The sequence below is a fragment of the Caulobacter segnis genome (assembly GCF_003243465.1).
Classification (GTDB): domain Bacteria; phylum Pseudomonadota; class Alphaproteobacteria; order Caulobacterales; family Caulobacteraceae; genus Caulobacter; species Caulobacter segnis_A.
Map to the genome: position 1 here is coordinate 21,594 of NZ_QFQZ01000021.1, position 24,658 is coordinate 46,251.

The following is a 24,658-nucleotide window of genomic DNA, read 5'->3' on the forward strand; positions in this document are numbered from 1 at the left end:
CGGACGGCGCAGTGGAGTTGTAGGCATGGGGGCGACGGTTCTGATCGTCGATGACAGCAAGCTGGCGCGCATCGTGGTCGGGAAGGCGATCGCGGCGCTACAGCCGGATTGGACGCGTATCGAAGCCAGCAACGCCGATGAAGCGCTGTCCTTGGTGGAAAGCCGTTCGATCGATCTTGCCATCTTGGACTTCAACATGCCCGGGCGTGACGGCCTGGAACTGGCCAGCGATCTGCGTGCCCGGTTTCCGGATATGCCGATCGCCGTGGCTACGGCCAATGTGCAGGATGAAATCATCGCCAGGGCGAAGGCGGTGAACGCCACCTTCATCGCCAAGCCGGTGACCGAAGACGGCATGCGCGGCTTCATTTCGGGCGCGGCTCTACGCCTCCGGCAGTCCGGACGATGACCGGTTACGCCGTTGTTCTGGACGACCTGGAACGCGATGCTCTGACCGAACTGGTCAACATTGGCGTCAGCCGCGCGGCCAGCAACCTGCGAAAGATGGTCGGCGAACAGGTCTTGCTCTCGGTTCCGTCCGTCGAGCTCGTCACGCGAGAGGGCGCGACGGGCCTGATACGCGAACGCGAGAGCGGAGAACTCGTCGCTGTTCGACAGGATTTCGAAGGGGTCTTTTCCGGACGGGCGCTGCTGATCTTTCCCGAGGCGAACAGCATGGCGCTAGTCCACGCCGTCACGGGCGACGCGCTATCGCCGAACGAGGCGCTGGAGATGGAAAACGAGGCGTTGGCGGAGACCGGCAACGTTGTTCTCAACAGCTGCTTGGCCACGATGGCCAACATGCTTCAGCGCCCGCTCAACATGTCTCTGCCGGAGGTTCTCAGGGGGACTGGTTCGACGCTGTTCACTCTCTCGGAAGAGAACGCCGAGAGCGGTGTCGTTCTCTTTCTCTACATCAACTTCGCCATCAACGATCGCGATATTCGCGGCTACATTGCAATGCTGATGGACCTGCCTTCGTTGCAGGCTCTGCGAGCCCTTATCCACGATTTCATCGAGCGGATCGCGGGCGATCTCGACTAGTCGACCGCGTACGAACCTATTGCCAAGCTTGGCGTTTAGATAAGTCATGATGGACGTCGCCCGATCAGAACCGCGCTCGGTGAGCGCCGAGGTCAGCGCGCTTCGCGCGTTGATCGGGCCGATGTTCGACGCGCTGAATGACCTTGGCGTGGCTCTTTCGGTCAGTGATCCTCGGCAAGCTGACGACCCCATCGTGTTCGTCAACGGCGCGTTCGAGGGGCTGACGGGTCTCGACGCTCGCGACATCGTTGGGCGCAATCGACGCTGTCTAAACGCTCCGGATACGGGGCCAGAGGCTTACGCCGCGCTGGAAGCCGAGCTCGCGCGGAAGGGGCGGGTCTCCGCGGATGTGCTGAACGCACGGCGCAACGGCGCGAAATTCTGGGATCGTATTGTCGTCACGACGATCCGCGATGCAGATGGAGTCGAGGCGTTTCGGGTCGGAACACACGCCGACGTCAGCGCCGAATATCAAGACGCGGCCTTGGGCGAGCAGTTGAGAATGACGCGACAGCGCCTTCTTGAAGCCAAGGAACGTCTTCGCATCACGCAGACGGTGGCCGGCGCGGTGGGCGCCTGGGAGTGGGACATCGCGAATGGCCGCCTGATAGCGGATGCGCGCTTCGCTGAACTTTGCGGTCTCGACCCCGTCGAGGCGGCGGAGGGGATGCCGACCAGCGCTTTTTTCCACACCGTGTATGCGCGCGACCGTATGAGGCTGAAGATCGCCGTGGCCGGCGCGCTTCATGGGGCCGAGGTCTTCGCTCGTGACTACCGCGTCGTCCTGGACGGCGATATTCGATGGGTGTCGGCCCGCGGGCGAACCTTTGTCGACGAGGACGACAGGCCCGTCCGGTTCGCTGGCGTTCTGGCGGACATCACCGAGCAGAAGAAGCTCGAGGAGCGGCTGCGTATCGCCCAGACGGCGGGGGGCGTTGGATCGTTTGAGTATCTGAGCGGCTTCGGCACGGCTGACGTCTCCGAGGCGTTCTGCCGGCTCTTGGGCTTGCATCCGGCGAGCAGCCTTCCCGTGCGGACGATCAACGCGCTCGTTCACCCCGACGATCCGCCTTTGATCAGCGCGCGGGCGGGAGCGCATGACATCGGGCCATCGTTCCAAGAGTTCCGCATTCGGCGCGCGGATACGGGGGAGGAGCGGTGGCTCGCCTCGCGAGGCGAGTATCAGGCCGCTCCCATGGGTGGGGTGAATTTCATCGGCGTCGTTTACGACATCACGAGCGCCAAGCACGACGAGGCGCGCTTGCGAGCGCTCAGCCAAGCCCTTGAGGAACGCGTCGAGGCTCGTACGCAAGAGCGGGATCGACTCTGGAATCTTTCACGTGACCTGGTGAGTATCGCCGGGGACGATGGCGTCTATCGGGCGATCAATCCCGCTTGGAAGACCTTGCTCGGCTATGACTCGGCGGACTTGATCGGACGGGCCATTGGCGATCTGGTCCATGCCGACGATCTTGAGCGGACCAGAATGGCGGCGCAGGCGTTACGTGCGGGCAACGCCGTGAGCGACTTCGATTGTCGGGTCCGAGACAAGGGTGGCGACTATCGGTGGATCAACTGGACCGCTGTTCCGGAAGACGATGCCATCTATCTGGTCGGGCGCGACGTGAGCCAGCGTAAGCTGCTCGAGGATCAGTTGCGTCAAAGTCAGAAGATGGAGGCCGTCGGCCAGCTGACGGGCGGGCTGGCCCACGACTTCAACAATATGCTGACCGGGATCTTGGGGGGGATCGACATGGTCCGGCGCCGTCTGGCGGATGGACGCGTGGGCGATGTCGAACGATTCCTGGACGCGGCGATGCAGTCGGGGCAGAGGGCGGCCGCGCTGACTCACCGACTGCTGGCCTTCTCGCGGCGCCAGACCTTGGACAATCGCGCGCTGGATGTTGGAAGCCTGATCGGCTCGATGGCGGATCTGCTCCGTCGGACGCTAGGCGAGCAGGTTCAGCTCAGCCTGGAGGTTCAGGACGAGCTTTGGTCCGCGCTGGCGGACGAAAACCAACTGGAGAGCGCGGTCCTCAATCTCGCGATCAATGCGCGGGACGCCATGCCACATGGCGGGCATCTGACCGTCTCGGCCCATAATGTCGAACTTTCGTCGGCCGAGCTGGCCAACAGCGACCTCGCGGAGCCCGGCGAGTATGTCGAGGTGCGGGTAAGCGACACGGGTCTTGGCATGACGCCAGACGTGCTGGCCAAGGTTTTCGACCCCTTCTTCACCACCAAGCCGTTGGGTCAGGGAACGGGCCTTGGTCTTTCAATGATCTACGGCTTCGTCCAGCAATCGAAGGGACATGTCACGGTCGAGAGCGTCGAGGGGCTTGGCACGACGATCCGGCTTTATCTGCCGCGGCATAGGGGAGACATCCAGCAGGAACCCGTCATTCAGCACCAGGCGCAGCCTGGAGCCGGTGAGACGGTGCTGGTGATCGAAGATGATCCCTCCGTTCGCCTGCTGGTCCTGCAGGTGCTGGAAGAGCTCGGCTACCGAACCGTCGAAACCGAAGGCGGACGTGACGCGACGCCTATCCTGCAATCCGGCCGAAAGATCGATCTGATGATCAGCGATGTCGGTCTGCCCGGTATGAATGGCCGACAGCTGGCGGAAATCGCGCGTGAGAGCCGGCCGGATCTGCCGGTCCTTTTCATGACCGGCTATGCCGAGCAGGCCTCTGACCAATCAGCGTTTCTCGACCCCGGCATGCAGATCATCGTCAAGCCCTTCGGCGTGGACCAGCTCGCCGCTCGCATCGAGGCGATCCTCAAGCCGCGATAGCGACGGCGAAGCTGGGTTCGCGTCCCTGCGTGCATGCGCGAGGCCGAGTGGGAGCTCGCCAGATATCAGGCTCGATAGAGATCCGCATCCGGGTCGCCTTCGCCTCGGATCGCGGCCGAAACGATCTGCGATGCGATGACGGAATAGGTGATGCCGTTGCCGCCAAAGCCCATGACGGCCCATGTATGGTCCATGCCCACCACCGGACCGATGCTGGGCAGGCCCGTAACGCTCTCGCCAAACGCGCCGGCCCAACTGTATTCGAGTTCAAACGACACGTCCGGCAGCAGCTTTTCGAGTTTCAGAGCGAGGGTCTCGCCCTTGCGCTTTAGTTTGAGCTTGTCCTGGTGCGCGGTCGCCGAGACCTCGTCCTCGCCGCCAACGATCAGGCGGCCGTCCCTGGCCATGCGCAGGTAGAGATACGGGTCGGATGCCTCCCAAACCAAGACGTCCTTCAGCCAGGTCGGACAACGCTGCCGCGGCTTGGAAGCCATGGCCCAGGTCGAGACGATCTTGGCGCCGGGTGTCGGTACGCCCTTTGGAAATTCGTAGCCGCAGCAGAACACCACGGATCGGGCGCGAACCGCGTGATCCGCATCCGTAAGCAGGGTCACCCCGTCCGGATCGCTGACCGCCTGAATAACCTCGACCGGAGACCAGATTCGCGCTCCTCGGGCGTGGGCTCGCCTGAGAAGGGCGGCGGCCAGTCGCGCGGGGTCCGCGCTCGCCGAGCCTCCTGAAAGGATCCCGCCTGTTCGCAAGACGCCATAGCGTTCGCGAAGCGTCGGGCCGCTTAGGAATTGGCTATCCAATCCAATTTCGGCCCGCGCCTCCGCTTCTGTCTCCAGAGCGCGATGACCGTAGGCGTCCCCGGCCAGATAGAGCGAGGTCTTGTCCTTCAGTCCGCAGACGATGCGCTCCTCGGCCACGATCGTTTTCAGCGCCTCGACCGCTTGGCGAGACCGGAGGTAGGCGCGCTTGGCTTTCTCTGGACCGATCTTTTGGGAGAGCGTCGTCAGCGGAAGGTCGATCTCCCATTGAAGCAGGGCGGTCGACGCGAGGGTCGACCCCATCAATGGGGCGCGTCTCTCGAGAACGGCGACTGAGTGATCGCGAGAAAGCTCGTGGGCCATCAACGCCCCGCTGATCCCGGCGCCGACGATAGCGACGTCGACGCTGATCGCGTCCCTTAGCGATCGCGTCGGCACGCCCAGGCCCGGGCTGTCAGCCCAGAGAGATCGTCCTGTCCTGAGATCCCGCTTGATGGTCGCTCCCGACATACGGCCTATGCCACCGGCTTCAGGGCGATCTTCTTTTCGATCACGGCCGCGGCCTTTTCGGCCTTCTTCCGACGCTCGAAGACCTTCCGCATGTAGCGCTGGTCCGCTTCCGACAGGACCTTTTCGGCCTCCAGAAACTGCTCTGTCTCCTCCTCGAGAATGTGCTCGAGGTACTCGTCCTTCAGCGTGGCGAAATGGGTCAGCCAGCCCGGTGAAGTGATGTCGCGCGCCGCGGCGTCGGCCATCAGCTTGTCGAGCTTGTGGTGGTCGCCAACCGCGTGTCGGGCGAATTCGGTGGTCTCGGGATTACGCATCACCGTTGACCAAAGCGCCTGCTCCTCCGCCGCGGCGTGACCGTGAACGTCCCGAACGAATTCCTCGAACAGCGCCTTTCTGGCGGGATCGTTCGGGGCGGTCGCCTCGATCATAGCCAGGAGGGCGCGGTGCTTGTCGTGATCCTCGACGAGTCGGCCGAAGATCTCGGGATTGCCGCGAAACTTCGTTGCTGGCGTCGAGCCAATTCGCGCTGGCACTTCGGGCGCGAGCGCGCGCGCCTGGCCAACAGCGTCGGCTTTTGCCTTGGCTTGTGTTGCCTGGTTGACCGATTTGGCCATGGCTGATCCTGTCATTTGTCGTGGCGGGAGAGCTACGGCTCGAAGCCCATGCTCGATCGTCAGGCAACGCGCGACGCTGTAGAAAGCTGCGCCGTGTTCGCGGGTGGCTGCGCCGGCCGGATAGCCGACGCGATCCGTCAGGCTTCCGACACGACGGATTGAGCCAACCGAAAACGGAAAGTGGTCAAGCTCGACTGCAACCAAAGACGTCCAGCGTCGTTCTAAGCTTAAGTGTTTCGTATGAGGGCGCCATGGACGATCAAGACAAGAAGACCTTCGAACGCGACCTGATCGCCCTGATCCCGCACCTGCGCGCGTTCGCCCGCTCGCTGTGCGGCGACGCGACCGCCGCCGACGACCTGGCGCAGGACGCCGTGGCCAAGGCTTGGGCTAGCCGCGGCAGCTTCACCATGGGCACCAACATGAAGGCCTGGACCTTCATGATCCTGCGAAACCAGTTCTATTCCGACAAGCGCCGCAGCTGGCGCTCGGTCGGCCTGGACCAGGAGACCGCCGAGCGGACCCTGGTGGCCAACACCAATTTCGACAGCAGCATCGCGCTAGACGACCTACGCCAGGCGATGATGATGCTCCCCGAAAACCAGCGCGAAGCTCTGATCCTGATCGGGGCCGGAGGCTTCAGCTACGAAGAGGCGGCGGAGGTGATCGGCGTCGCCGTCGGCACGGTCAAGAGCCGCGTCAGCCGCGCCCGCGCCGACCTCGTCCGCATCTTCGAGACCGGCGATTACGACCGCGACGGACTGCCAGTGCACGAAGCCATGGGGTCGATGCTGCAGGCCCTGGAGCGCCTGGCGGCCTAGAGGGAAACGCGCGCACGCGGCGCGTAACGGCGCCGTGTCGGTTTCGTCGTGATGGATCGCCAGCCGCCCACATTCATCCGAATGACCAGGCCTTGTCGCTGATAAATGCGCGCGGTGGGCCGGTACGGGCGATGTTGCGAACGTCTCGCGGATATTCTGGATGCCTTGCTCGGAGCGAGGTTTGCTCTCAAGCTCTCTGATCTGGCCTTATCGGATGACGTTTGCGCGTCCGTGCGGGATTTCCAGGAGGCCCCCTCGTGCTGAAGCGTATCCTTATCGGACTGCTTGTCGTGGCGGTCGTGGGATTGGTCGGTTTCGGGGTGTTCGCCTGGCGCCCAGCAATCGGCAAGATCGCGCCGCCAGCGCCCTCGAGCTTCGCGCCGGAACTGGTGGCGCGAGGCGAGGCCTTGGCCGGGGCCGGTTATTGCTCGACCTGCCACACCACCAAGGGCGGCCAGCCGTTCTCTGGCGGCTACCCGGTTAAGACCGGCTTTGGCACGATCTACTCGACCAATATCACTCCGGATCCCGAGACCGGGATCGGCGCCTGGTCCGAGGCGGCTTTCGACCGCGCGATGCGCCAGGGCGTGGCCCGCGACGGCTCGCACCTTTTCCCCGCCTTGCCGTACGACCATTTCACCAAGCTGTCGGACGCGGACATCTCGGCCCTCTATGCCTACATGATGACGCGGCCGGCGGTGGTCTCGCCGCCCAAGCGCAATACGGTCCCATTCCCCCTCAACATTCGCGCCCTGCAGGCCGGCTGGAAGCTGCTGTTCTTCAAGCCCGGACGCTTCGAGCCCGACGCCGCCAAGAGCGCCGCCTGGAACCGCGGGGCGTACCTGGCCGAAGGGATCAGCCACTGCGGGGCCTGCCACACGCCGCGCAACCTCCTGGGCGCGGAGAAGCGCGACAAGGCCTTCGCCGGCGCCGCCATCGACAACTGGATCGCCCCGCCGCTGACCGCGGCCAATCCCTCGCCCGCGCCCTGGGACCAGGCCGAACTGGTCGCCTATCTCCGGACGGGGGTCAGCCATTATCACGGTGTCGCCGCAGGACCGATGGCGCCGGTGGTTCACGACGGGCTGATCAAGTTGCCCGACGCCGACATCCAGGCCCTGGCGGTCTATTTCGCCGACATCGACGGATCGGCCGGCCGCGCGGGAGCCCTGGAGCAGGCCTTGCGGCGCGCCGCGGCGGCCGACCGCCTGAACGTGGGACCGCAGAACGCTTCGGCCGCGCGGCTCTACACCGCCGCCTGCGCCTCATGTCACTACAACGGCGTGGGCCAACCCAATCCGCTGCGGCCCGATCTCGCCCTCAATAGCGCCGTCAATCTGGACGATCCGACGAACCTGATCCGGGTGGTGCTCTACGGCGTCAGCGCCAAGGACGGCGCGCCGGGGGTCGTGATGCCCAGCTTCAATCGGTTCAGCGACGCCGATGTCGCCAAGCTGGCCGCCTATCTGCGGGCCACCCGCACCGACAAGCCGGCCTGGCCGGATCTCGAGAAGAAGGTCGCGGCGATCCGCGCGCAGGGAAAGTGAGCCAGCCATGACCCAGTTCACGATCAACGGTCGGGCCGTCTCCATCGACGCCGACGAGGATACGCCTCTGCTGTGGGTGATCCGCGACGACATCGGCCTGACCGGCACCAAGTTCGGCTGCGGGATCGGCATGTGCGGAGCCTGCACCGTCCATGTCGGCGGGCGGGCGACCCGCTCGTGCATCACGCCGGTCAGCGCCGTCGAAGGCGCCGAGGTGACCACGATCGAGGGCCTGGATCCCGCCGGCCAACATCCGGTACAGCAGGCGTGGCTGGAGCTGCAGACCCCCCAGTGCGGCTACTGCCAGTCGGGCCAGATCATGCAGGCCGCGGCCATGCTCAAGGACTTCCCCGCGCCGACCGATCAGGACATCGATGCGACGATGAGCGGCAATCTGTGTCGCTGCATGACCTACGCCCGCATCCGGGCGGCGATCAAGCAGGCCGCCGCCGCGATGGGGGGCAAGTCGTGAGCCGTCTTCCACCCCTGAAGGAAAAGCGGGGAGGCGAGGCCGGCCACGTTTTCTCGCGCCGTAATTTCCTGATCGTCTCGACGGGCGCGGGCCTGGCTTTCGGCTTTTCGGCCCTGGTCGAGGCGGCGATGGACCCGGCCGTCCCCGGCGGGGCGCCCCCCGCCAGCGAAGGGGCTCGGTTCGAGCCGACCCTGTGGTTCGCCATCGACGGCGAGGGGATCGTCACCGTCAACATCATCCGCGCCGAGATGGGCCAGCATGTCGGCACGGCGCTGGCCCGCATTCTCGCCGACGAGTTGGACGTCGCCTGGGACAAGGTGCGGATCGTCCACGTCGACTCCGATCCCAAGTGGGGGTTGATGGTCACCGGCGGCAGCTGGTCGGTGTGGCAGACCTTCCCGATCTTCAGCCAAGCCGGCGCGGCGGGGCGGATCGCCCTGGTCGAGGCCGCCGCCAAGTTGCTGAACGTCTCGCCGGCCGCCGGGACGGCGCGCGGCGGCATGGTCCATGTCGGCGGTCGTTCGATCTCGTACGGCGACATCGTCAAGCGGGGCGGCGTGGCGCGCCAATTCACGCCCGAGGAGTTGGCCAAGCTGCCGATCAAGCCGGCGGCCGAGCGCAAGCTCATCGGCAAGCCGGGCAAGGCGCTGGACATCGCCGCCAAGACGAACGGCACGGCGGTCTACGGGATCGACGCCAAGGCCCCGGGCATGGTGTACGCGCGACCCAAGCTGCCGCCCACGCGTCACGGGGCTAAGGTAGTCTCCGTTAACGACAGCGCCGCCAAGAAGGTCAAGGGTTACCTGCGCTGCCTGACCATCGAGGATCCGTCCGACACCGTGCCGGGCTGGGTGCTGGTGATCGCCGAAAGCTATCCCGCGGCCCTGCGCGCCTCGGAGCTGGTCAAAGTGACGTGGACGGCGGGGCCTGGCGCGACCGTTTCGGAAAAGGACCTGCAGGACCACGCCGCTGGTCTGATCGCCAAGCCCGATGTCGGCGCGCTGCTGGACACCAAGACCGCCGACACGGCCCCGGCTTTCAAGGCCGCCAAGTCGGTGCTTGAGCAGACCTACACCAACGCCACCGTGCTGCACTTTCAGCTCGAGCCGCTGAACGCCCTGGCCTTCGAGAAGGACGGGGTGATGGAGATCCACACCGGAAACCAGTGGCAGAGCCTGATCCTGCCCACCCTGGCCAAGGCGCTGGATCGTCCCGAAACCAAGATCATCATGCGCACCTACATGCTGGGTGGCGGCTTTGGGCGACGACTGAACGGCGACTACGCGGTGCCCGCCGCCCTGGCGGCCAAGGCGCTGGGCAAGCCGGTCAAGCTGGTGCTGACCCGGGAGGACGACGTTCGCTTCGACTCGTTGCGATCGCCTTCGGTCCAGACCGTGCGCATGGCGTTCGACGGCGCGGGAAACATCCTGGCCCAGGAGCATCACGCCGCCGCCGGCTGGCCGACCCTGGCCAATGCGCCAGCCCTGATGCCCAAGGGCAAGAACGGCGTGGCCTACGACCCCTTCGCCATTTCCGGCGCCGACCATTGGTACGAGGTGGGCGCCCACAAGGTGCGGGCCATCAACAATGACCTGGCCAACGAGACCTTCCGTCCGGGTTGGCTTCGATCGGTGGGGCCGGGCTGGACCAATTGGGCGAGCGAAAGCTTCATCGACGAGGCCGCCCATCACCTGAAGACCGATCCAGTCGCCCTGCGCCTCAAACTGTTGACCGGCGCGGGCGCCAATGCGGGAAGCGACGCCAGCACCAAGGGCGGCGCCAAGCGTCAGGCCGAGGTCGTGCGCCGCGCGGCCCAGGCCGCCGGCTGGGGCCAGCCCCTGCCCAAGGACACCGCCCTGGGCCTCGCCACCAGCTTTGGCCAGGAACGCGACATGCCTACCTGGGTGGCCTGCGTGGCCCGCGTCCATGTCGATCGGAAGGCCGGCGTGGTGACGGTCCAAAAGCTGACTGTGGTCACCGACGCCGGAACGATCGTCGATCCGGACGGCGCCCGGGCCCAGACCGAAGGCGCGGCGCTCTGGGGTCTCAGCATGGCCCTGCACGAGGGCACCGAGTTTGTGAACGGCCAAGTGAAGGATTTGAACCTCGACACCTATACGCCGCTGCGGATCTCCGACACGCCGGAGCTGGACATCCAGTTCGTCGACAGTGTCGAGGTCCCCGTTGGTTTGGGTGAGCCGGCGACGACCGTTATCGCTCCCGCAATCGCCAACGCCGTCTTCCGTGCCGTCGGTGTGCGCCTGCGGCATATCCCCATCACCCCGGCCGCCGTGCTCGCGGCTCTTGGGGGCAGGGCCTAGCACATGACAAAGGTCTGAAGGCGGCGCCCCGACGTCGCCGGCGATCAGCTTCGCGTCCCTTCGCGGAATTACATTGAGGGACTGCGCTTAGCGCCTGTCCTCCTAAGGACAGCGGCGCTCCCACACCCGCGAGGCGTGCGCCAAGCCGCGCGCCTCGCCCCATCACATCAAGCGAAGGCGACGCCCGTTAGTAGGGCGGGCGGTCTCGCCGGAGTCTGGCGCTCGCCAACGGGGGAAGCTCGGGGAGGGCCATGGGGACACACGGGGAGGGGCGTCAGCGAAGTCTCATCGCCGCCGACGGTTGCGGCGGCGTCTGTGGAGTCCGGACTATGGCGGGAACAGCGCGGGCTCGCCGATTTTCATCTTCTAATATATATTATCAGCAATATCATGCGTACGGCGTTGCAGTGCGCGGTGTTTCTACATTGCGGCATCCGGGTCGCAATCCAGCGCCTCGTCAAAAGCCGCACCGGATAACGTCGAGCTGAAACGGCCGATGTCATTAGCAACGCGCGCCGCTTGCCGTGATCCTCGCCGTCTAAGCGCGGGTGCAGATCCGTGCGCGGTCGAGCGCCTTTGCGGACGGAGGCGCCCGATATCTGCTCACTCCTCCATGAGGTCGACTGTCCTACAGGCGCTACCGCCTGCGCCCTTGCCAATAGATAGTTTTTATTATCGTATTTGATCGAGCAGTCGCAGTACTGGGTGAGATGGGGAGTTAGGCATGAAGTCAGCATGGCTGATGGGCGTATCCGTCTGGGCGATCTCCGGCGGTCTCGCCGCCGCGCAATCGACCGTAGCGCTGCCAAAGGACAACACCGCGATCGCAGAGATCGTTGTCACCGCGCAGAAACGCGCCGAGAACCTGCAGGACGTGCCCGTCTCGGTCACCGCCCTCACCGCCGACACCCTCTCCGCGCGCGGCGTCAACAATGTCCTCGCGCTCAACAACATTGCTCCCGGCATGCGGATCAGCGCCAACGACGCGGCCGCCAATCCCAAGATCTATATTCGGGGCGTCGGCCTCAGCGACTTCAATCCCAACGCCTCCAGCGGCGTCGGCGTCTATGTCGACGGCGTCTATATCGGCTCGCCCCTCGCGCAGATGGCCGGCTTCTACGACCTGGCCCAGGTCGAGGTGCTGCGGGGACCGCAAGGCACGCTCTACGGCCGGAACACCAACGGCGGCGCGATCAACGTCACGACCAAGCGTCCGAGCCAGAGCTTCTCAGCCGACGCTTCCGTGGAATACGCCAGCTTCAACGCCAAGACCGTCGAAGCCGCCGTCGGCGGCCCGATCGTCGCCGACAAGCTGGCCTTCCGCGCCGCCGGCCAATGGGTCAAGGACGACGGCTACACCTACAACCGCGTCACCGGCCACGACGTCAACGCCGCCGACCACTGGGCCGGGCGCCTGTCGCTGCTCTACACGCCGGCCGACAATTTCGAGATGCTGACCCAGGTCAGCCGCTACGTGAACCGGGGCGACGCCATCGCCCCGCAGCACCGCGCCCTGTTCCCGTCCACGGCCGCCGCGACCGGTCCGAACGGCCTCTGCGCGCCCAGCGCCTATGCCAGCGGCGCCTGCGCGGATCTGCTGGGCTATGCAGACACCGACAACAACAGCCGCGCCCTCGACGCCAATCTGGAGGGCAAGGACAAGGTCGACCTGTTCGGCGCGTCCAACCAGGCGACCTGGACCTTCAACGGCATGCAACTGGTCTCAGTGACGGCCTGGCAGTGGGCCCACCGCAACGACCTGGAGAACACCGACGGCAGCCCGGCCCAAATGCTGGAGATCAACTACCGCTCCCGCCAGCGGCAGTTCACCCAGGAGCTGCGCCTGCAATCCGACAACCCGTCCGGCCTTTTGAACTGGGTGCTCGGCGGCTATTTCATGGACGAGACCGTCCAGGACAACACGCGGCAGGACACTTTGCGCGACCTGCGCCCACTGTTCGTCACGCCCGACAACCCCACCGGCTTGAGCCTTGAGAACAGCGTCGCGGTGTTCGGTTGGCCCTATACGCAGAAGACCAAGGGCTACGCGATCTTCGGCCAAGCCGACTACGAACTGACCGACAAGCTGACCGGCACGGTCGGTCTGCGCTGGTCGGCCGACGACAAGCACATGAACTACCGCAGCCAGGTCGAGGACGGCCTGTTCGTCCTGCTGACGTCGGACCAGAAGAAGACCTTCTCGGCGTTCTCCGGGCGTCTGGGCCTGCGCTATGCGGTGAGCGACGACACCAACCTCTACGCCACCTACAACCGCGGCTATAAGAGCGGCGGCTTCTTCGGCGGTCTGGCCACCACGCCGGAAGAGGTCGAGCCCTACGACAACGAGACTTTGGACGCCTACGAAGTCGGCTTGAAGTCCGAGTTCCTCGACCGCCGCGTGCGGCTGAACGTGTCGGGCTTCTACTACGACTACAAGAACCAGCAGGTCTTCGCCCAGGCCCTGCGCAACGGCCTGACGGTGCTGGTGCTGGACAACGCCGCCAACTCCAAGGTCTACGGCGGCGAGGCCGAGATCACGGCGCGGCCGATCCAGCCCCTAACCCTGACAGCCGGCATCTCGCTGCTGCACGCCAAGTTCGGCGAGTACTTCAGCGAGGGCCAGGACTACAGCGGAAACCGCCTGCCGCAGTCGCCCAAGGTGACGTTCAACACGTCCGCCGCCTGGGTGGCCCCATTGGCCAACGGGGCGTCGATCGTCGCTAATATCGACGCCAACTATTCATCGAAGGTCTATTTCGACAACTCGAACGCCGAGCGCCTGTCGCAGGACGCGGTCTGGATCGCCGGCGCCCAGGTCAGCTGGCGCTCACCCGACCAAAAGATTGAGGCCGGCGCCTTCGCCCGCAACCTGTTCGACAAGAGTTATGTGGTGTCGATCTCCAACATCGACAGCCTGGGCGAGGACCTGCTCAGCATGAACCGGCCGCGCAGCCTCGGCGTCTTCCTACGCTATCACTACTAGCGTGGCGGTTGGTCGGCGGCGGTCATCTTGCTATCAGGACCTCATGGCCAGAAGCACCGCCACCAAGACCACCGCCGCCAAGGCCGACGCGCCTCCGCTCGACACCAAGTCGCGGCCCTCGCGCCGGCGCGGCAAGGACACGTTCGAGGTCATTCTGACCAACGCGGGCGAACTGCTGGCCGAGGTCGGGTTCGAGCGCCTGACGACCAACCTGGTCTGCGAGCGCGCCGGCCTGACGCCGCCGGCCCTGTACCGCTACTTTCCGAACAAGTACGCGCTCCTCAAGGAGCTGGCCCACCGGCTAATGGACGCCCAGGACAAGGCGGTTCTGGCCTGGCTTGAGGCCGGCGGGACCCAGGCGTCCTCGATCGAGGAGTCGGTCGCCAAGAACCGTGAGCTGCAAAAGCAGATCAACGCCATCACGCGCGCGTTCCCGGGCGGCGATTGGATCCTGAGGGCCCTCCGCGCCCTGCCCGTGCTGCAGGAGGTCCGGACCACCTCGCGCGACATGGTCGCCCAGACGCTGTTCGACATTCTCAAGGCGTCCAATCCCGGCGCCAGCGAGGAGCGCCTGCGGACCGCGACGAGGCTGACGACGCAGATGATGTACGCCGCCACCGAAATGGTTCTGGAAGAACCGGACCAGGACGAAGACCAGATCAACGAGGAAATCTGCTGGATGGTGGCGCTTTACTACCAGCACCTCACGCGGGCTGTTTCGGCCGCAAAACGCTGATCAGACCCAGGGCCAGCGCCAGGCAGGCCGCCGACAGGATCAGCGCGCCCCGAACGGGCCCGTCCCCCACCACCAGCGACGCCGCCAGCGGGCCCGCGCTGCTGCCCAGCAGCTGCGCCGCGCCCAGTTGCATGGAGGCGCGCCGAGTCGGGTCGATCCGGATCAGCAGCAGGGTCTGGAACGGCAGGGCGAACAGCCAGAGGAAGCCGAACGCGGCGACGCACGTGATGAAAAGGCCCCGCCCCGTACCGCTCCACAGCGTGGCCAGGATCAGCGCGTTGACCGTCCCTAAGGCGAGCAGCACCCGCGCGGGCGGCGCGCGATCGCCGACCGCCGTCGCCGCCACGCCGCCGAGCACCTGCAGGCCCAGGGCCAGAGCAACCGCCAAGCCAGCCTCCCTGGGCGATAAACCAGCCTTGGCCGCGAGGGGTTCCAGATAGACCCACAGGGCGACGATGAACGCCATCCAGAGAAACACGGCCGCCAGCCCCGCGATCGATCGCGCGTCCAGGCGGCCGCCCTCGTCGGATTTCGGCAGCGGCGCAAGCCGATCGGGTCCGGCCAGAGAGGCCAGGCTGGCCAGAAGCGAGATCGCCGCCAGGCAGGTCAAAGCGCCGTTGACGCCCCAGTGCTGCATGACGGTCGCCGGCAGCGCCGCCGCCAGCACCAGTTGGGCGAAGGTTTGCACCGTGACAAAGACGCCCGCGGCTCGCTCGGGATGAGACGCGCGCGCGATCACGCCGATGGCCAGCCACAGCATCACGCCGGCGCAGGCGCCGGCCGCGGCGCGGGTGACTATCACGCCAGCACCGCTGGTCAGGGTGGTGACGAACATGGCCGCCGCGTGGAGAAGGCAGGCCAGCGCGATCTTCGGCCGGACATGGGTCGGCTTCAACAAGGCCGCCGCCAGGCCGCAGGCTAGACCCAAGGCCATCAGTTCGACGGTCGCGGCCAGACCGATCTGCGATGTGCTGAGCCGCCCTTCCCGCTCCATCGCGCCCAGGATCACCGGCTGCAGTCCAGCGATCAACAGCGCCACCACGCCGACGCCCTGGCTGACCGCCGCCTCGCGGCGCGGCGGCGAGATCACGGCGGGCGCATGACCGCCGGCGACGCCTTCGGCCGCGCTCATCGGCCCTGCCCGTAGGATTGGAAGCGTTGAAGGATGTGGTTCATCTCGTCTTCGCCCAGCAGGCTGGGACCGCCGATCGCCAGGGTTCCCCAATAGACGGCCGCCTGCTCCTCGATCTCCTCAGCGATGGCCAGGGCGAAATCCAGGTTTGGGGCGGCGACGATCTGACCGTGGTTGGCCATCAGGGTCGCGTAGCGGCCATCCAGCGTCTCCACGACGATCCGGGCCAGTTCGCTGGACCCGAAGGTGGCGTAGGGCGCGACCGGCACGCTGCTCCCGCCGCTGACCGCGACCATGTAGTGCATCGCCGGGATCGGCTTGCCCGCGCAGGCCAGGATGGTGGCGTATCGCGAGTGGCAGTGGACCACGGCGCCGACGTCCGGCCGACGGTCCAGCAAGCCTTGGTGCATCCGCCATTCACTTGAGGGCTTCAGGGATCCTGGGGCGGTCGAGCCATCCGGCTGGACCAGCACCATCTGATCGGCGGTCAGGCGGGCGGCCGGCACGCCGCTCGGCGTCACCAGCATCGCCTCGCCGCAGCGCGCCGAGACATTGCCCGAGGTGCCGCGATTGAGGCCCTTGTCGTCCATCGCGCGCATGACCTCGGCCATGCGTTGGCGCAGCGCGTCTTCGTCCACAGCGGCCATCACGCGGCCTCGCCGAGCGTCATCTGGCCCATGGCCGCCTCGGTCGCCTCGAAACTCTCCAGCTTGCCGAGGGTCGCCAGCCCCTGGGCCACCATCGCGGCCGTGGCGGCTCCGAAGCGCGCGGCGTCCAGCGGCGTCCATCCGCGATCCAGCGCCGCGATGAAGCCGGCGCAGTAGGAATCGCCGCAACTGGTCGTATCCACGGGCTTGATGACATAGGCCGGCAGCGTCGTCCGGACGCCGTCCAGCACGACGATCGCGCCCTGCCCCCCGTTCTTGATGATGCAGCCTCCCGCCCCCAGCGTGCGAAACACGTCCGCGGCGGCGAACAGGTCGTCCTGGCCGGTCAGGAACAGGGCCTCGGCGGCGCTGGGCATGAAATAGTCCACATACGGCAGCAGCCGCTTAAGCTCGTCCATGGCCGTGGCCTGGGGCGAGATCAGGTCGCAGGTCACGGTCGCGCCCGCCTCCCGCGCCGCCTTGACGAGGCTCGCCCCCGCTCCGCCGTCCAGCATCGCCCCGCCGATCCCGGCGTAGTGCAGGAAGCGCGACGAACAGGCCGCCTCCAGCGCTTCGGGCGTAGCCTTGGCCAGCATGCCCGCCCCGAGCGCGTGGAAGTTCGGGCGACGCCCCGCGGAGTCGACCGCCAGCACGGTGGTCGAGCTGGGCAGGCCCGGCAGGGTCTCCAGCGCGGCCAGGTCAACCCCCGCCTCGTCCAGCGCCATGCGGATAAAGCGCCCGATCAGGTCATCGCCCACGGCCGAGGCCAGCTTGACCGACATGCCCAGCTTGGCGGCGACCAGGGCGGCCCCCGCCGCCGTCCCCGCCGGCGCGCAGGCGATCCCCTCGATCAAGGTGGTGCCCTCCCCCTCCGGCAAGGCGTCGATGGCCCGCGCCACCACGTCCAGGGTCGTCAATCCAATGCACGCCAGGCCGGTCTTCATCGCCGTCTCTCCCTACATTGACAGCCACTATGCCTCAGCCATTATGATAGTCAAAACTATCTTATTGGCGGGACGCTCGACATGACCTGGACCAACAGCAAGGACACCGCGCTGCGCGAGCGCGCCATGGCCGTAATTCCCAACGGCATGTACGGCCACCAGTCGGTCATGCTGCTGCCCGACGACTATCCGCAGTTCTTCGACCGGGCGAAAGGCGCCTATCTATGGGACGCCGACGGCAACCGCTATGTCGACTTCCTGTGCGGCTATGGCCCCAACCTGTTCGGCTACGGTCACGCCGCCATCGACGAGGCCTATGTCGACCAGATGAAGCGCGGCGACACCATGACCGGCCCTGGCCCGGCCATGGTCGAACTGGCCGAGACCCTGGTCGCCCAGGTCAGCCACGCCGACTGGGCCATGTTCTGCAAGAACGGCACCGACGCCACGACCATGGCTATGATGATCGCCCGCAACTTCACCCAGAAGAAGACCATCGTGCTGGCCAAGGGCGCCTATCACGGCGCTCAGCCCTGGTGCACCCCGCTGAAGAACGGGACGACTCCCGCGGACCGCGCCAACCAGTTGTTCTACGAGTACAACGACGTCGAGAGCCTGGAGGCCGCCGTGCGCGAAGCCGGCTCGGATCTGGCGGCGATCTTCGCCTCGCCGATCAAGCACGACACCTTCGTCGACCAGGAATTGCCCAATCCCGAATACGCTCGGCGGGCCCGCGAGCTCTGCGACGAGCACGGCGCCCTGCTGATCGTCGACGACGTCCGCGCCGGTTTCCGTCTGGCGCGCGATTGTAGCTGGTCCCTGGTCGGGGTGAAGCCGGACCTGTCCAGCTGGGGCAAGGCGATCGCCAACGGCCATCCGATCTCGGCCCTCATGGGCGCTGACATCGCCCGCTTCGCGGCCGCCACCATCTACGCCACCGGGTCGTTCTGGTTCTCCGCCGCGCCGATGGCCGCCTCGCTGGCCACGCTGAAGCTGATCCGCGAGACCGACTACCTGGAACGCACCATCGCGCTCGGCGAGCGGCTGCGCGCCGGGCTGGACGAGGTGGCTGGCCGCCACGGCTTCGGCCTGCGTCAGACCGGACCGGCGCAGATGCCGCTAATCATGGTCGATGACGACCCGACGGGGGCGAAGGGCTATTTCTGGAACAACGCTCTGCTCAAGCGCGGCGTCTACTTCCACCCTTGGCACAACATGTTCATGACCAGCGCCATGAAAGACGCCGACATCGATCACGCCATCGAAGCGGCGGACGACGCCTTCAAGCTGCTCAAGGGCGCGCTCCCCCTGGAGCCCGTGGCCAAGCTGGAGTTCCTCCACTCGGTGACTGGCTAACCTCCGCACGTCTTCACTCCAAGAGGGTCGAGCAAGCGGCCACGAAGGGCCGACCGCTTTTTGAAGCCGCCCTCCTTTCGCCTCTTCACGCCAAGCGTGAGGTCGTATCGCGCCTACGTCCGCGCCCGGTGGCGTCGTGGCTTCGCGGCTAACGATGCGAGCGATCAGCGGCGGCTGATGGCGCCTCATCCTGGAACCACGGAACGGGCGCGGCCCGGCGCTCGGGCCAGACCTGCTCCAGCGTCGCGGCCTGGTAGAGCCGACCATTCTTCATCACCTGGCCCAGCGCCTCGACATTGGCGATGTCTGCCAGGGGATCGGCGTCGAAGATCAGCAGATCGGCGAACTTGCCGGGTTCAAGACTGCCGACGTCATGCGTCCGACCGATGGCCTCGGCCGAGCCCATGGTCGCGGCCCGGATGGTCTCCAGCGGGGTCGCGCCGCCCGAGGCGAAAAGCTGCATCTCCCAGGCGAAGCCCAGGCCCTGCACTTCGCTGTGACTGCCCAGACCCACCACCCCGCCCGCGCGCTGAATGTTCAGGGCGTCCTTGGCGAAGCTGGCGTAGGACATGTTCTCCGGCGGCGTCCAATGACGGTCGGCCAGCTTGGCGGCCAGCACGCCCGGCGGCATGAAGCGCTTCAGGCGCGGATCGTCCTGCGGCCGGCGCGTGATGATGAGGTCGAACAGCGGCGGCTCGCCGCCGTAGAGCACGTTCAGGGTGGGCACCAGGCTGGTGCGCGACTGGGCGAACAACTGCACCACGTCCTCGCGTAGCGGCGACACCGGCAGGGCGTGTTCGTTGCCCGAGAAACCATCCAGGACGTGGGTCAGGTTGAGGTTCAGGTCCGACGCACCCTCGGTGGTCGGCATCATGCCCAGCGTCTTGGCGGCCTCGACCATGTACTGCCGCTGGGCGCGGTCGCCCACCATGTAGGATTTGATGTTCCGCGTCCGGTATTCATCCCGGTAGCGGCGCAGCACGTCCTCGGCCTCGGCCTGGCTATCGATGCGGCTGGCGGTGAAGACACCCGGTCCCGTCGAATAGAGGCGCGGCGCAAGGGTCAGGCCGGCGTCAGCCATGTCCTGATAGACGAACTGGTCGTTGGTGAAGGTCTGGGGGTCCAGGCTGCTGGTGATCCCGAACGAGAGACTGACCAGGAACGACCAAGGCTGCGGGTCCTGAATCTGGCGACGAATGTCAAACCAGTGGGCGTGGGCGTCGATGAGGCCGGGCGTAATCACCTTGCCGGCGACGTCGCGGATCACCGCCCCCTTCGGAAGCGGCACCGCGCCTGCCCTACCGACCGAGACGATGCGGTTTCCGGAGATCACCACGTCGGCGTTCTGGATCACCTCGTCCCCGCGCATGGTCGCCACCGTGGCGCCGCGCAGGACCAGCACCCCCTCGGGCGCGTCGCGCGGAACCTCGACCGGCGCGGCGACCCTCAGCGCCTTGGCCTCGCTGGCGCCGGGCGAGCTGCGGTCGATATCGGCCACGGCGATCTTGCGCAGGGTCGAACCAACCGACCAGACAATGGACTTGGCTCCCTCGGCCCAGTCGAAGAAGTCCGCGCCGATCCGCGTCAGCTTCACGACCCCGGTGGTCGCGGTCTCGAGATTGACCTCGGGCGTCTTGCCGCCGGCGGCGGGTGGCACATCGACCAGGTAGAGCTCCGACGCCGTGCGCAGGATGGCCTTGTCGCCCGCCGGGCTGAGCTTGATCTCCTCGACCGCGGTCTGGACACCCACGTACTGCGACCACGCCCGGGACTTGCCCACGAACTCGGTCCTGGGCTTGGCGTCGGCGCCGTCGAGCGCCACCGACTGGACACCGGAGCCGGAATAGAACCGGACACGCCTGGGATCGGCGCCGAAGCTCAACAGGCGAGCGGCGGAGGTGTGGGCCACCAGTTGCTGCGCACCGCCGCTGGCTGGCAGCTTGACGATGTCGGTCGGCCAATCCGGCGCGGCCTCGCTGGCGCGGCGCAGGCGATCGTATTGGCTGGACTTCAGGACCACCACGCTCGCGCCGTCCGGCGAGAAGGTCGGCTCGGTGTAGAAGGCGCCGTCGTTCGTCAGCTTCACAGCCTTCCCGCCCGCGGCCGGAACGCGCCAGACCGCGCCGCCCGCCTGGGGATCCCAGGTGACGAAGACCAGGGTCTTGCCGTCCGGCGACCAGCGCGGCTGGAAGGCCTTGTCGGGCGCGCCCTTGACCTTGGCCGGTCTGCCGCCGGGCTTGAGGTCCTGGACGTACAACCCGCCCAGGGCGATGAAGGCGACGCGCTGGCCGTTCGGCGAGGCGGTGGGGGTCTGGATCAGGCGGACGCGGACTGGACCCGTCTCCTCGACCTGGCTGACGCGGGTCAGCGGGCCGAGACCGATCTTGGCGTCGACGGTGAACGGGATCGGCGTCCAGGCGCCGGTGGTGACGTCGATCCGGCGCAGCTTGCCGTCGACACTGGCGATCAGGGCCCTGTCGTCGGCGGTGAAGGTGAAACGCGGCGTCAGGCCGTAGTAATAGCCCTGCTCCTGAGCGTCGCGGTCGATCGGGAAGGCCAGCCAGCGGTCCTGGCCGGTCGTGAGATCTCGCAAGCGCAGGCCGTCCTGGTTCTTCCAGCGGCTGGCGTAGGCGATGAGCCGGCCATCGTGCGACAGGGCGGGGCTCATCGCGCCGCCCTGCCCCTGGATGATCACATCCTCGACCTCGGTTGTGAGATCGCGGCGGGCGATGGACCAGTTTGGCGGGGCCTTCTCGGTCCAGGTGTGGCCCAGTTTCTTGGCGTAGTAGGCGTAGCGCCCGTCGGGCGAGATCACCGCGCCCATGGCGTTGATCCGGTTGTCCCAGTCCTCGCCGTTCGGCTGGGCCTTGACCACGACCTTGCCCCCGGAGCCATCCAACGGAAAGCGCCAGAGCTCGAAGGCCAGAACCGGGTGCTTCATGCGCGAGACGTAGACGGCGGAGCCATCCGGCGCCCAGGCCGGCGTCGCGAAGACGGTCAGCCTGTCCTCGCAGCTTACCTGCCGCGGGTTGGTCCCGTCGGCGTTGACCACCCACAGGTTCGTGACGCCCGAACGATCGCTGATGAAAGCGATCGACCGCCCGTCGGGCGAATAGACCGGCGCGGTCTCGAAAGCCTGACCGGTCAGCACCGGCCGCGCCTGACCGCCTTGCGCATCCACCGCGTAGATGTCGCCGAGGACGTTGAACAGGATGGTCTTGCCGTCGGGCGAGATATCCGGCTGCATCCAGGTGGCTTCGCGCAGCGACAGGTTCAGGGTCCGCGTCGGGAGCAGACTGAGCCCCGGCCCGGCGAATTGAGCCGCCGCCTCCGTCTCGGCCAGGAAAGGCGCGGCGAGGAAGGTCGCCGCCAGCAAGGCGCGGCGAGCCGCTTTCAAGGTTGGAAGAGCTCGCCGCATCTTGCTCGACTCTTAGAAGCTCACATCGACGCGCACGCCCATCGTCCGCGGACGCGTGACCGAATAGGCCGGAGCGGCCTGATCGGTGAAGGGGGCGTTGAGGATGCCGTATTCGTTCGTGAAATTGTTGACGAAGCCCAGGACCCGGACCTTGTCGGTCGGCTGGATCGAGGCCCGCAGGTCGATGATCGAGAAATCGCCGCGCGTGTTCGGATTGCCGAACGCCACCGGAGCCTTCGACAGGTAGCGCTGAGCGATCTCGAAGGTCGGCTGCAGCTTCACCTCCGGGAACTCGAACGACAGCGTGTTGGCCGTCGACCACTTGGACGAACCTGGCAGGGTCGTGCCGGACGCATAGCCGCCGCCGACCGCGAAGCTGTCGGGCAGCAGGGTCGTCAGCTTGGCCTCCTGATAGGTCGTGTTGTTGCTGAACCTGATGTGCTGGCTGATCTTCAGCTGGCCCGAGAACTCGACGCCGTCGACCTTGGCCCCGCCAGCGTTGGTCACATAGGAGTAGTAGTAGGGCGCGGCCGTGAACAGGCGAGCCTGGATGTCCGACCACTTCATGTGGAAGACCGAGACGTCCAGCGCCAAGCGGTTCTCCAGCAAGGTGGTCTTCAGCCCGGCCTCGTAGTTGTCGACCGTGTCGCTGCCGTAGCTCTTGGGCACCCCGGCCAGGATGGCGGCGTTGGGGTTCGGGCCGCCGACGCGGAAGCCGCGCGAATAGGTGGCGTAGGCCATGACGCCCTTCACAGGGCGGTAGGCCAGGGTCACCTTGGGCGTGAAGCCGTCTTCTTTCTGCGCGGTGCCGAAGGTCGAGTCGGTCGGCGAATAGGTCCCTGCGCCCAGGCTGCCAGCGGCGTTGGTGATCGTGGCCGTGTTCTTGGTGTCGTAGTAGCGGCCGCCCAAGGTGAGCTCCCACTGGGGCGTAATCTTGTAGGAGACCTCGCCGAAGATTCCGAAGTCCTTGTTCAGGGTGTCGGAGATATAGCCGTAGATCGCATCGCCCGGCGCCAGGACCGAGCCCTTGTAACCGCCGAAACTGGCCGGGTGGGCGTCGATATAGGCCGCTGCGCCAGCCTGGAAGATGCGGTCGGCGCTGTTCTTCTCGGCGTGCATGTAGCTGGCGCCGATGAGCCATTTCAGGCGGTCGTCGGCCTTTGACGCCAGGCGGACCTCGAAGGTGTCGAGATTGGCCTTGGCTCCGCCGCGGCTATAGGCGCTGTTGGCGCCGGTCGTGACGCCGGTCACATAGGCGTAGGGATACGAATAGACCGTGGTGTTGGTCTTGTGGTCGGTCGAGCCGATCACCGTCAGGTCGGCGAAGCCGACGTCCTGGTCCAGGCGCAGGCTATTCAGCCAGAATGCCGTCTTCTGCGGCTCGACACGCGCGGTCTCGCGGACATAGTCGTGCGACAGGTAGGTCTGGTCGTCCAGCAGGGTGTCCTGGTAGGTCGACAGCAGGGTGAACTTGGTCCCCTCCGCCGCCTGCAGCACCGCCGAGCCGCGCAGGCCGCGCGTGCGGAAGTCGTTGGAGCCGTCGACCTTGGCGCCGGTGTTGTCCAGATAGCCGGCGTCGAAACGCTGCAGGCCCAGCAGGCGCACGCCCAGCTTGTCGGCGACGATCGGGATGTTGACCATCGCCTTGGCCGCATAGTTGGCCTGGCCCGCGTTCTTGGTCGTGCCGATCAGGCCCTCGGCCTCGGCCTCGTATCGACTGACATTGGCCGTCTTGGCCACGTAGTTGACCAGGCCGCCCAGCGTCGAGGAGCCGAACAGCGTGCCCTGCGGGCCGCGCAGCACTTCCACCCGATCCAGGTCGAAGGTGTCGATGTCCGGGATGCCGATCGGGAAGCCCGGCTCCACCACCACCACCTCGTTCAGGTAGTAGCCCGTCGTGGTCTGGCCCTGCTCGTGATAGGTGGTCGCCGCGATGCCGCGCACCACCACTTCCGAGACGCCCGGCTGGTAGTCGTTGAAGGTCACACCCGGCAGTCGCGTGATGTAGTCCGCAAGGCTGTTGGCGTTGGATTTCCGCAGGTCCTCGCCGCTGACCGCGCTGATCGGGATGGCGACGTCACGCACGCTCTCGTTGCGCTTGGTGGCCGTGACGATCAGGGCGTCCAACTCGGTCACCGGCTGGGCGGTCGTCTGGGTCGTGGTCTGGGCGCTGGCCGTCGTCGCGCCCAACGACAGGCCGGCCGCGACCATGCAGGCCGTCAGCGACGCGGCGCTCAGAAGAATAGTCTTACTCATATCTCGATCCCCTTATGTCGGTCCGCCGGCGAGATGACCGCCGGACCTTCTGTTCAAACCCCTCGCCTGTCCGGACCCGGATCCGCCGCTCGCCTGTGCGCGATGCTCGCCGGTCCCCTCATAGCGTCCGTGATGGTGAGGCTTGCCCTTTCGTGGCGGAGCAAAAACATCCAAAAACGGCAGGCCGAGGGGACCAAGCCCGGATTGACTGGACCCCTAGGCGGACGCGGATTGGATGTTCCGGCCCCTGAACGAAGCGATCAGGCTGGGTCCAAAGACAGAGACGACGAGGG

The 24,658-nt window shown here is 66.4% G+C and carries 17 protein-coding genes; 10 read left to right on the plus strand and 7 right to left on the minus strand.

Going from position 1 to position 24,658, the window contains the following annotated elements; genetic code table 11:
• Positions 1-25 precede the first annotated feature (25 nt).
• The 3 genes from DI526_RS08955 to DI526_RS08965 are packed head-to-tail and all read left to right on the plus strand — an operon-like array spanning position 26 to position 3,838.
• Positions 26-409 carry a response regulator transcription factor gene (locus tag DI526_RS08955; protein WP_304276682.1) on the plus strand — a complete coding sequence of 128 codons (384 nt, stop codon included), beginning with the start codon at positions 26-28 and terminating at the stop codon, positions 407-409.
• Positions 406-1,044: a chemotaxis protein CheX gene (locus DI526_RS08960; protein ID WP_304276685.1), complete on the plus strand. Its 639-nt coding sequence runs from the start codon at positions 406-408 to the stop codon at positions 1,042-1,044. Before DI526_RS08955 ends, DI526_RS08960 begins: the two co-directional genes overlap by 4 nt.
• 46 nt (positions 1,045-1,090) lie before the next feature.
• Positions 1,091-3,838 carry a PAS domain-containing sensor histidine kinase gene (locus DI526_RS08965; RefSeq protein WP_304276687.1) on the plus strand — a complete coding sequence of 916 codons (2,748 nt, stop codon included), beginning with the start codon at positions 1,091-1,093 and terminating at the stop codon, positions 3,836-3,838.
• A 65-nt stretch (positions 3,839-3,903) separates the two neighbouring features.
• Here DI526_RS08965 and DI526_RS08970 read toward each other — a convergent pair whose 3' ends face one another.
• Positions 3,904-5,118 carry an FAD-binding oxidoreductase gene (locus DI526_RS08970; RefSeq protein WP_304276689.1) on the minus strand — a complete coding sequence of 405 codons (1,215 nt, stop codon included), beginning with the start codon at positions 5,116-5,118 and terminating at the stop codon, positions 3,904-3,906.
• 5 nt (positions 5,119-5,123) lie between these two features.
• Positions 5,124-5,732 carry a hemerythrin domain-containing protein gene (locus tag DI526_RS08975; protein ID WP_304276691.1) on the minus strand — a complete coding sequence of 203 codons (609 nt, stop codon included), beginning with the start codon at positions 5,730-5,732 and terminating at the stop codon, positions 5,124-5,126.
• Between the two features lie 251 nt (positions 5,733-5,983).
• Between DI526_RS08975 and DI526_RS08980 the strand changes: the two genes are divergently transcribed.
• The 6 genes from DI526_RS08980 to DI526_RS09005 all read left to right on the plus strand — a co-directional run bounded on the left by DI526_RS08980 (position 5,984) and on the right by DI526_RS09005 (position 14,612).
• Entirely contained in the window at positions 5,984-6,553 is a 570-nt protein-coding gene (locus tag DI526_RS08980) for a sigma-70 family RNA polymerase sigma factor (protein WP_304276692.1), read from the plus strand.
• 257 nt (positions 6,554-6,810) lie between these two features.
• Positions 6,811-8,100, plus strand: a complete 1,290-nt coding sequence (locus DI526_RS08985) for a cytochrome c (protein WP_304276694.1) — start codon at positions 6,811-6,813, stop codon at positions 8,098-8,100.
• 7 nt (positions 8,101-8,107) lie between these two features.
• Positions 8,108-8,572 (plus strand): (2Fe-2S)-binding protein, encoded by a 465-nt coding sequence (locus DI526_RS08990; RefSeq protein WP_304276696.1) that lies wholly within the window; start codon positions 8,108-8,110, stop codon positions 8,570-8,572.
• On the plus strand, positions 8,569-10,893 hold the full coding sequence (locus DI526_RS08995; RefSeq protein ID WP_304276698.1) for a xanthine dehydrogenase family protein molybdopterin-binding subunit: 2,325 nt from the start codon (positions 8,569-8,571) through the stop codon (positions 10,891-10,893). The genes DI526_RS08990 and DI526_RS08995 overlap by 4 nt, the downstream gene beginning before the upstream one ends.
• 724 nt (positions 10,894-11,617) lie before the next feature.
• Entirely contained in the window at positions 11,618-13,876 is a 2,259-nt protein-coding gene (locus DI526_RS09000) for a TonB-dependent receptor (RefSeq protein ID WP_304276700.1), read from the plus strand.
• Positions 13,877-13,919: 43 nt separating this feature from the next.
• Positions 13,920-14,612 (plus strand): TetR/AcrR family transcriptional regulator, encoded by a 693-nt coding sequence (locus DI526_RS09005; protein WP_304276704.1) that lies wholly within the window; start codon positions 13,920-13,922, stop codon positions 14,610-14,612.
• Here the strand turns inward: DI526_RS09005 and DI526_RS09010 are convergent.
• The 3 genes from DI526_RS09010 to DI526_RS09020 are packed head-to-tail and all read right to left on the minus strand — an operon-like array spanning position 14,581 to position 17,335.
• Positions 14,581-15,744, minus strand: coding sequence for an MFS transporter (locus tag DI526_RS09010; RefSeq protein ID WP_304276706.1), 1,164 nt, complete (start codon positions 15,742-15,744; stop codon positions 14,581-14,583). The two genes, DI526_RS09005 and DI526_RS09010, sit on opposite strands and share 32 nt — an antisense overlap.
• The gene (locus DI526_RS09015; RefSeq protein ID WP_304276707.1) at positions 15,741-16,391 is read right to left on the minus strand and encodes a class II aldolase/adducin family protein; all 651 of its coding nucleotides are present in this window, start codon (positions 16,389-16,391) and stop codon (positions 15,741-15,743) included. Before DI526_RS09015 ends, DI526_RS09010 begins: the two co-directional genes overlap by 4 nt.
• Complete coding sequence (locus DI526_RS09020; protein ID WP_304276710.1) at positions 16,391-17,335, minus strand: carbohydrate kinase family protein; 945 nt, start codon at positions 17,333-17,335, stop codon at positions 16,391-16,393. The genes DI526_RS09015 and DI526_RS09020 overlap by 1 nt, the downstream gene beginning before the upstream one ends.
• 81 nt (positions 17,336-17,416) lie before the next feature.
• On the opposite strand from DI526_RS09020, the gene DI526_RS09025 reads away from it, so the two are divergent.
• A complete protein-coding gene (locus tag DI526_RS09025; protein WP_304276713.1) occupies positions 17,417-18,691 on the plus strand; it encodes an aminotransferase class III-fold pyridoxal phosphate-dependent enzyme in 1,275 nt (424 codons plus the stop codon).
• A 148-nt stretch (positions 18,692-18,839) separates the two neighbouring features.
• Here DI526_RS09025 and DI526_RS09030 read toward each other — a convergent pair whose 3' ends face one another.
• Both DI526_RS09030 and DI526_RS09035 read right to left on the minus strand, forming a co-directional pair.
• Positions 18,840-22,109, minus strand: coding sequence for an amidohydrolase family protein (locus tag DI526_RS09030; RefSeq protein ID WP_304276714.1), 3,270 nt, complete (start codon positions 22,107-22,109; stop codon positions 18,840-18,842).
• Positions 22,110-22,121: 12 nt separating this feature from the next.
• The gene (locus DI526_RS09035; protein WP_304276717.1) at positions 22,122-24,365 is read right to left on the minus strand and encodes a TonB-dependent receptor; all 2,244 of its coding nucleotides are present in this window, start codon (positions 24,363-24,365) and stop codon (positions 22,122-22,124) included.
• Positions 24,366-24,658: the final 293 nt, after the last annotated feature.